8 protein-coding genes are annotated in these 8,319 nt (G+C 73.6%); 4 read left to right on the forward strand and 4 right to left on the reverse strand.

What is annotated here, in order from left to right; all coding sequences use genetic code 11:
* Nucleotides 1-138 precede the first annotated feature (138 nt).
* Nucleotides 139-1,470, forward strand: a complete 1,332-nt coding sequence (locus PPSIR1_RS40715) for an Ig-like domain-containing domain (protein ID WP_157596513.1) — start codon at nucleotides 139-141, stop codon at nucleotides 1,468-1,470.
* Here the strand turns inward: PPSIR1_RS40715 and PPSIR1_RS40720 are convergent.
* Nucleotides 1,455-1,850 carry a SpoIIAA family protein gene (locus tag PPSIR1_RS40720; protein WP_006977184.1) on the reverse strand — a complete coding sequence of 132 codons (396 nt, stop codon included), beginning with the start codon at nucleotides 1,848-1,850 and terminating at the stop codon, nucleotides 1,455-1,457. The genes PPSIR1_RS40715 and PPSIR1_RS40720 overlap by 16 nt on opposite strands.
* A 20-nt stretch (nucleotides 1,851-1,870) precedes the next feature.
* Complete coding sequence (locus PPSIR1_RS40725) at nucleotides 1,871-2,473, reverse strand: STAS domain-containing protein (protein WP_006977185.1); 603 nt, start codon at nucleotides 2,471-2,473, stop codon at nucleotides 1,871-1,873.
* 103 nt (nucleotides 2,474-2,576) lie between these two features.
* Between PPSIR1_RS40725 and PPSIR1_RS40730 the strand changes: the two genes are divergently transcribed.
* The 3 genes from PPSIR1_RS40730 (at nucleotide 2,577) to PPSIR1_RS47175 (ending at nucleotide 5,369) form a co-directional block, all read left to right on the forward strand.
* Nucleotides 2,577-3,728, forward strand: coding sequence for an aminotransferase class V-fold PLP-dependent enzyme (locus PPSIR1_RS40730; RefSeq protein WP_006977186.1), 1,152 nt, complete (start codon nucleotides 2,577-2,579; stop codon nucleotides 3,726-3,728).
* A gap of 32 nt (nucleotides 3,729-3,760) precedes the next feature.
* Nucleotides 3,761-4,279, forward strand: a complete 519-nt coding sequence (locus tag PPSIR1_RS49870; RefSeq protein WP_198154732.1) for a hypothetical protein — start codon at nucleotides 3,761-3,763, stop codon at nucleotides 4,277-4,279.
* 118 nt (nucleotides 4,280-4,397) lie between these two features.
* Entirely contained in the window at nucleotides 4,398-5,369 is a 972-nt protein-coding gene (locus PPSIR1_RS47175; protein ID WP_006977188.1) for a zf-TFIIB domain-containing protein, read from the forward strand.
* Nucleotides 5,370-5,395: 26 nt separating this feature from the next.
* On the opposite strand, the gene PPSIR1_RS40745 is transcribed toward PPSIR1_RS47175, so the two are convergent.
* Both PPSIR1_RS40745 and PPSIR1_RS40750 read right to left on the reverse strand, forming a co-directional pair.
* On the reverse strand, nucleotides 5,396-5,740 hold the full coding sequence (locus PPSIR1_RS40745; RefSeq protein ID WP_006977189.1) for a prolipoprotein diacylglyceryl transferase: 345 nt from the start codon (nucleotides 5,738-5,740) through the stop codon (nucleotides 5,396-5,398).
* Between the two features lie 33 nt (nucleotides 5,741-5,773).
* A partial coding sequence (locus PPSIR1_RS40750) for a transglycosylase domain-containing protein (protein ID WP_006977190.1) occupies nucleotides 5,774-8,319 on the reverse strand: 2,546 nt, incomplete at its 5' end.

Genomic DNA, 8,319 nt, shown 5'->3' on the forward strand with positions numbered 1-8,319 from the left:
CGCGCCGTCGAGGATGTCTTCGGCGACGCGCAGGTAGTGGCGGAAGCTCGTGACGTAGACCTTGGCCTTGAGTCGAGATTTCCCGGAGGCGCGCGGGGTGTGGGCGATGGGTCGGCAGCCGGTGTAGGCTCCACGGCCATGACTGGCTTGAAACGACGATGTGAGGGGCAGCGCTGGGTCGGGGTCGGGCTCGCGCTGTGCGTGCTCGGGACCGCGGCGTGCACGGATGACGGGGGCGGGGCGGACGAGATCGGGGCGACGGAGGACAGCGGCACCGAGGAGGTCGCGACCTTCGACGGGACGGAGACGGAGACGGATAGCGAGTCCTCGACGGAGACGGATAGCGAGTCCTCGACGGAGACGGAGACGAATAGCGAGTCCTCGACGGAGACGGAGACGAATAGCGAGTCCTCGACGGAGACAGAGACAGAGACGGGCACGGAGACCGATACGGGGACGGAGACGGAGACGGACACGGGCACGGAGTCGACCGAGACGGAGTCGACGGACACCGGCGAGACCGGGATGGCCAACGTCGCGCCCACGGTCGTCGCCACCACGCCCGCGGCGGCGACCGCTGGGGTGGCCCCCGACGTGGATCTATCCGTCGAGTTCTCCGAGCCCATGGACCCGGCGACGATCACCACCAACGTCGGCGCCGACACCAGCTGCTCGGGCACGCTGCAGCTGTCCGCCGACGACTTCGCGACCTGCGTGCCCATGGCCGGGGCGCCGACGAGCGGCGACGCGACGACCTTCGCGCTCAGCCCCGCCCAGCCCCTGGCGAGCGCGACGGGCTACGCCCTGCGCGTGCTCGGCACGGTGACCGACGCCGAGGGCCTGGCGATGGGCCCCGACTACGCCGACGAGCCCTTCGTCGTCCGCTACTTCCACACCATCGTCATCGACGGCGCCAACGACTTCGGCGCCGACGAGACCTTCACGAGCTCGACCCTGGGCCACACCGGCTACGTGGCCTGGGACGCCGACTACCTCTACCTGGGCATGAGCAGCCCGGACCTGATGGGCGACGACCCCCTCGAGTGGTTCGTGGCCTACCTCGGCGGCGCGCCGGGCAGCAGCTCCGGGGTGCTCTACAACACCCAAGAGCCGGCGCTGCCCTTCGAGGCGCGCTGGCACCTGCGCTGGAAGGCGAGCGACGACTTCGGCAGCGGCCTCGAGTTCGTGGGCGCCAACTGGGTCGACGCGGGCTTCGGCCCGAGCGTCGGGAGCGAGGACGTCGCGGCGTCCGGGGCCTTCCTCGAGCTGCGCGTGGCCTGGACCGACCTCGACGACCCCGAGCTCATCGCCGTGCACCTCGGCATGCTGCGCGAGCAGGCCTTCAACGAGGCCAGCTGGGCGGCGGTGCCGGAGTCTTCCTACGTCGACGGCTACGACCCGGACTGCGCCGCCTACTTCGAGTTCGACCGCCTGGCCTCGACGCTGCCCATGGACTACGAGCCGCTGTGAGCTGCGCGATCGGGGCGCTGGCGCAGGGGCTGCTGCTCGAGCCACGCCTCGGCCGCTTCGACGGTCTCGAACAGGCTGACGACGCCGGAGCGGTGGTGCATCAGGCGGATCATCAGGTTGATCGCGGCGCGGACGATCGCGCCGTTGACCACCACGGCGACGGCGCTGAAATTCTCGACCTGCATGTAGACCTTGCGGGCCTTGGGCCGAAAGTCGGTCTTGGGTTGAACGACGGATAGAACCCTGCCGTAGTCGTGCTCGGGTCGGTCGAGCTGGGCGACGAAGGCCTGGGCGTCCTCGAGCTCGATGACGCCCCAGGTGTCGATGAAGAGGTAGGCCACCCCCGTGGGGGAGGTCGCGTCGCGGAAGCTCAGGGGCATGGTCGAGGAACTCCTCCGGGTCAGCGGCGGCTCGTGTCGCGGAGCACCAGGGCGAGGGCGTCGGATACGTTGGCGTGGGTCTGGAGCAGGTCGGGGTCGGGCTCGAGCTCGGCGAACTGCAGCGCGGCCGTGGGGTGGATGCCGGTCACGAGGCAGGTGACGCCGAGCAGGCGCGCGGTTCGGATCATCCGCAAGATGGCGCTCGCGGTCGTGGGCGAGACCGACTCGACGCCGGTCAGATCCAAGAGCACGTGGCTCGCGCGCTCCCGGGCGACGCGCTCGAGCAAGGTGGCGGTCGTGTCCTCGGCGCGCTGATCGTCGAAGTCCCCGATCAGCGGGAGGGCGAGGACGCCCGGCGAGAGGGTGATGATCGGCGTGGACAGGGCCCGGATCAGCGCCGTGGTCTGGTCGGCGAGCTGAGCCGCCTGGGCGGCGATGGACTCGCGGTGGGCCTCGGCCTCCTGCTCGCGCATGGCCAGCTCGTCGAGGAGGAAGTTGATGCCGACCTCGACCTCGAGCAGGTCGTCAGGGATCTCCTCGAGGGAGATGCGCTGGCTGTAGTCGCCCCCGTGCGCCGCGACCACGACGTCGAGGATTTTCTTGAGGCGCGCGGAGTCAGCCAAGGCGAGTCGACGATAGGGTGGCAGGCCGGCAGGGGTCAACGCAGAGCCGGGCGCGGGCGCGTCGCGTCCGCGAATCGCCCGTGACTGTTAGGCTCTGCGGACGATGCCTCGGGCGACCTACCTCAACCACGCGGGGACGAGCTGGCCCAAGCCCGCGCCGGTCCGCGAGGCCGTGATCGCGGCCCTCGACCACGGCCCCGAGGGGGGGCAGACCCTGGGTTGGGCCGAGCGCTTTGACCGGGACCATCGCGCGGTGGCGGCGGCCTTTGGCGTGGCCGATCCCGCGCGCTTGTTGTTGACCCCGGGCTGTACCTCGGCGCTGGCCGTGGCCATCGCAGACCTGCCCTGGGAGCCGGGGGAGCGGGTGCTGACGAGCGCGTGGGAGCACGACGCCTTGCTGCGCCCGGTCCTGGCCCTGGCCGCGCGGGGGGTCGAGCATCGCGTGATCCCGCCGGTCGACGGCGACCCCGACGCGCCCCTCGATCTCGATCGCCTGGAGTCCGAGCTGGGCGCGGGTCGGGTCCGCCTGGTCGCGCTGACCGGGGCGGCGAACGTCACGGGCGCGCTGCTGCCCGTGGCCGAGGTGAGCGCGCTGGCCCACGCCCACGGGGCCGCGGTGCTGCTCGACGCGGCCCAGCTCGCGGGGTGGATCGAGCTCGACGTGGGCGGCCCGGCGCTCGGCGTCGACATGCTCGCCTTCGCCGGCCACAAGGGTCCGCAGGCGCCCTGGGGCGTGGGCGGCCTGTGGGTCTCGCCGCGCCTCGAGCTGGCCCCGCCCCGCTCGGCGGCCCACGCCCTCGTCGCGCGGCGGCTCGGGCGGGTGCGGCCGACGATGGCGGGCTACTGCGACACGGGATCTGTCGATCGTCTGGCCCTCGCGGGTCTGGTCGCCGGCCTCGAGTGGTTGGCCGCGGCGGCTCGGGCCGATCGCCTGGCTCGCGCCCGAGCGGTGGTCGATCGCCTCGCCGAGGGCCTGCGCGAGCGGGGCGACGCGACGCTCCACGGCCCCGCGCGATCCGAGCTGCGCGTGCCGACGCTGGCCTTCTCGCTCCGCGGGCGCAGCCCCGAAGCGGTCGCCGAGCACCTCCACGCCCGCGGCGTGGTCGCCTCGGGCGGTCGGCAGTGCGCGCCCATGGCCCACGCGACGCTGGGGACCCCCGGCGGGGTGGTGCGGGTGAGCGCCGGGCCGAGCACCACGATCGAAGCGGCGGCCCGGACCCTCGCCGCGCTCGAGGGATTGCCGGTGCTCCCTTGAGCTGGGGCGGGCGCTCGTGCTTCCATCGGGGCATGAGGCGGGCGCGGAGCTTGGTCGGGCTGACGCTCGCGCTGGTCGCCGTCGCGTGCCAGCGCCCCAGCCGGGAGGTGGCCTACCCCGAGGTCTCGGAGCCGAGCCGCGCCCAGCCGGCGGTCATCGTCGAGCTGCCCGGCGCCGAACCTGAGCCGGAGCCCGCCCGCGCGTCGGTGGTCGCGGACGATGGCGTGTCCCTGGCGATCGAAGCCCTGCCCGAGGAGGGCGGCTCGGACGAGTGGGACGAGGCCGTCTCCGAGATCCTGCTCGCCAGCTACGACAACGACGGCTCTGGCTGGATCGATAGCCCTGGCGAGATCGAGGCGGTGCCCTGCGCGACCTTTTGGAGCATGCACGTGGCCGTCGAGCGGGTGCGCGGGACGGAGGTCGCGGTGCTCTACGGCATCGACCCGGACTACATCTGGGTGGGCAGCGCCCTGGGCTTCTCCGAGGACATGCGCAAGACCTTGGAGATGGCGATGCGCGCTTGCGACCTGCCCTTCGATAAGCCGCTGTGAGAGGGCTCCGAGTCCGAGCGGGCGCTCGCTCGACCGCCGCCGCGCCCCGGCTATTCCGCCCCGCACAGGCCGCTCGGGGTGGGAGCGCGGGGGCGCGGGGGCTGCTAGACTCCAGGCCGTGCACATCGTCGTGGACTGCTCCCATTGCGGCCGGCAATACGACGCCACGGGGTACACCGTCGGCAGCCGCTTTCGCTGTCACTGCAGCGTGATCTTGACGGTCGAGGCCCACGTACCGGCAGCGCCCGTGGCTCCGCCGCCGGTCCAAACGCAGGCCCAGTCCCAGGCGCCCTCGGAGCGGCTCGGGAGTCGGCTCGCGGCCAACGTCGAAGGCGGCGGCATCGAGACCGCGGTGGTCCGCTGCTCGGCCTGCGGGGCGCCGCGCGGGGACGGGCTCAACTGCGATCACTGCGGCTCGAGCTTTGCTCGCTACGAGCGCGACCGGACCGGCATCTGCCCCTACTGCACCTCGCGGGTCAGCGAGGCGGCCCGCTTTTGCCACGGCTGCGGCAACGCCCTGACCGGCGGGCAGGCGATCGGCCACCAGACCGACATGGCCTGCCCCTCCTGCGGTTCGGAGCACCGGATGCACCAGCGCGAGCTCGGCCCGGATCTGAGCCTGCTCGAGTGCAGCCGCTGCGCCGGGCTGTGGCTCGACAAGCGGACCTTCGAGCACGTCGTTCGGCGGGCCGAGGAGATGATCACCGAGGTGCCGGCGGGCCAAGCGAGCGGCCCTCCGGGGGGACGCAGCGTCGCGGGGGCGGGGACCAACTCGATCCGCTACCGCCCCTGCCCGGTCTGCAATACGCTCATGAACCGCAGCCAGTACGGGCGCTACAGCCGGGTCATCGTCGACACCTGCAAGGAGCACGGGGTCTGGCTCGACGAGGGCGAGCTGACGCAGATCCTCGAGTGGGTCCGCGACGGCGGCCTCGAGCGAGCGCGCCAGACCCGGCACGAAAAGCGCAAGGACGAGATCCGAATGCAGATGATGCAGGCGCGCTTCGACCAGAGCAACGAAGACAAGCGCGGGGGTCGCAACGCCTACCGCGGCGGGACCGACTCCCTGTTGTTGCAGCTGTTCCGCTGACCCGAGCGGCCAGGGTCAGGCGAGGATCAGTCCGGGGTCTCGACCGCGGGCTCGTCGGCGGCCGGCTGCTCGTCCGGAGCCGGCTGCTCCTCCGCGGCCGGCTCCTCGGGCGTGGGCGCGGCGGCCTCGTCGGCGCCGTCCTCATCGTCCGTGGACATGCGGTCCTCGGGCATCGGCGGCGGCGCGCCGTACTTGGTCGCGGCCCGGGGACAGCCCGTCATCGCGCTGACGGTCGCGACGCCAGCGATGATCGCCCCGACCCGGGCGGCGCGGCGGCTCGCGGGCTCGGGCAGCACCTGCGCGCAGAAGGGGCACGCGCCCGCGTCGGCGCGGACGTGGCGGTCACAGCTGGGGCAGGTGGTCAAGCGCATGCCGGGACGCTATCAGGCCGAGCGCGGCCGTGTCTACGCGTCCCCGACGACGAGCTCGACGAAGACCTCGGCCTCGCCGCTGACGGCCTCGAGCATCGCGGGCGTGGGGGCGAAGGCGCTCGCGGCCGCGGCCCGGCGCACGCAGGCCTCGGCCCACGCGTCGAGGAGCTCGTCGCCGCTGGACCGGGTGAGCTCGAGCTGGCGCAGCTCCCCCTCGCCGTCGAGGCGCAGGCGCACGCGCAGCCGAGTCCCCGCCGGGGGCTGGGGGGCCGTCCAGGAGCCCGCGCGCTGGCTGGCGTCCCGCTCGAGGGCGCGGCGCCACAGCTCGACCAGGCTGGTCTCGAAGCTGCCGATGCGCTCGCGCAGCTGGGTCCGCCCGCGGGCGTGCGCGGCTGGGGGCAGCTGGGGATCCTCGGAGGCCTCGTCGAGGGGGCGGCCGAGCTCGGTGCGGAACAGCGAGAAGGACACGAGCTCGGCGCGGGCGCGGGGCGCCGCCTCGGCGCCAGCGGCTTCGCCGTCGACCTGGGCCAGGGGCCGGGGCGCCCGCTCGGGGACGGTCCCCGCCAAGAACAGCTCGTCGCGCCACTGCGTGGGGCTGACGCAGCGCAGGTAGGGCGCGAGCTCGCGGCTGCGGGCCGGGGTGCAGTCCGTGAACCACCACGAGGTCGTGCACCGCTCGGGGTCGGTCCAGCGCCGACGCTCGCGGCACGCCGGGGCGCCGTCGCGCTCGTCGATGGTGGCGCGCTCGAGGGCGCCGTCGGGCTGGTGGAAGTCGCTGACGGGCAGGCCCTCGCTGGCTTCGCCCATGGCCGCGAGCCAGATCGGGAGGGCGACGGAGCTGCCGCTCTCGCGCGCGCCGAGGCTCCGCGGCGTGTCGAAGCCGACCCAGGCCACGGCGGCGTGATCGGGGGTGTAGCCGACGAACCAGGCGTCCTTGGCGTCGTTGGTCGTGCCCGTCTTGCCGGCCACGGGGCGGCCCAGCTCCCCGGCGGCCTTGGCCGTGCCCTCGGTGACCACGGAGGTGAGCATGTCGGTGAGCAGGGCGCTCACGTCCCCGTCGACGCCAAACCGCGGGCTGCGTGCGTCGACCCGCGCCTCGGGCCGCTCGCCGTGCAGCCCCTCGGGGACCTCGACGTCGAGGATGACCTTGGGCTCGATGCCCACGCCGCCGCGGGCGAGGGTGAGGTAGGCGGTGAGCAGCTCCATGGGCGGGAGCTCGGTGGTGCCCAGGGCCAGGGACAGGTGCGGCCCGAGCTCGGTGTCGATGCCCACGTCGCGGGCGAAGGCGTGGACGGCCTCGGGGCCCACGGCGCGCATGAGCGCGAGGGCGACGGCGTTGTCGGACTGGGCCAGGGCCTCGCGCAGGCGGACGGACCGGGCCGCCCCCTCGACGCCGTCGAGGTTGCCGCCGAGGGCCGTCGACGCGGGGGTGAAGCTCTTCGAGCGCAGGGCGGCGCCGTAGACCACGGGCTTGAAGGTGCTGCCTGGCTGACGCCGCGCTTGCCGGGCCCGGTCGAAGTCGCCGAGCTGCACCTCGCGTCCGCCGACGAGCACCAGCAGCTCGCCGCTGCGCACGTCGGCGAGGGCGAGGGCGAGCTCGGGCCCGGGGCCCAGCTCGGCGCGCAGGCTCTCCTTGGGGCCGGCCCCGGTCAGCTGAACCTCGAGGGCGCTGCCCGGCGGAAAGCGGCGGGCGAGCTCGACCTCGGGCAGCGCGGCGAGGGCCTCGGGCAGCTCGACGAGCACCGGGCGGTCGCCGAGGATGCCGTGGACCTGTCCAGGACCTTTGACGCTGGGCTCGTCGAGGAGGATCGTCGCGCGCTCGCCCGGCTGGGGCGGCGCCTTGGCCTGGGCTCGCAGCGCCCGGGTCCGCAGGCGCTCGCGGGCGCCCTTGGACAGGGGCCGGGCGTGGCTGCCGTAGCCGTGGCGCGCCTCGAGCTCGGCGAGCTGGGTGCGCGCGGCGGATCGGCTGCGCCGCTGGAGCTCGAGGTCGACGCTCACCGTCACCGTCGCGCCGAGGGTCGGCAGGGCCTCCTCGCCGTAGCGCTCGATCAGCTCGGCGCGGGCGAGGGCGAGGAACTCGACGGCGGCGGGGTCGAGGCTCGACTCTCCCGGGGCGTGCTCGAGGGGCTGGATCGCCTGACCGAGGAAGGGCGCGACCTCGGCCTGGGTGGCGAAGCCGTGGCGGACCATCTGGCGCAGCACGTAGTCGCGCCGGGCCTCGAGGGTGTCGACGCGGCGGTAGCAGGTCACCACGCCGGGCGCCCGGGGCAGGGCCGCGAGCACGGCCGACTCGCCCAGGTCGAGCTCGCCCACGGACTTGCCAAAGTAGTGGCGCGCGGCCTCCTCCACACCGTAGCGCCCCTCCCCGAGGTAGACCTCGTTGACGTAGATCTCGAAGATCTCGCGCTTGCTCAGGGCCGCCTCGACGCGGCCGGCGAGAACGAGTTCTTGGCTCTTGCGCTCGACCGTGCGCGCGCGGGTGAGCAGGGTGTTTTTGATCACCTGCTGGGTGATCGTGGACGCGCCCTGGGAGGCGCGGCCGTGGGTCACGTTGGTCACGATCGCGCGGGCGATACCGG

The organism is Plesiocystis pacifica SIR-1 (genome assembly GCF_000170895.1).
Classification (GTDB): Bacteria; Myxococcota_A; Polyangia; order Nannocystales; family Nannocystaceae; genus Plesiocystis; species Plesiocystis pacifica.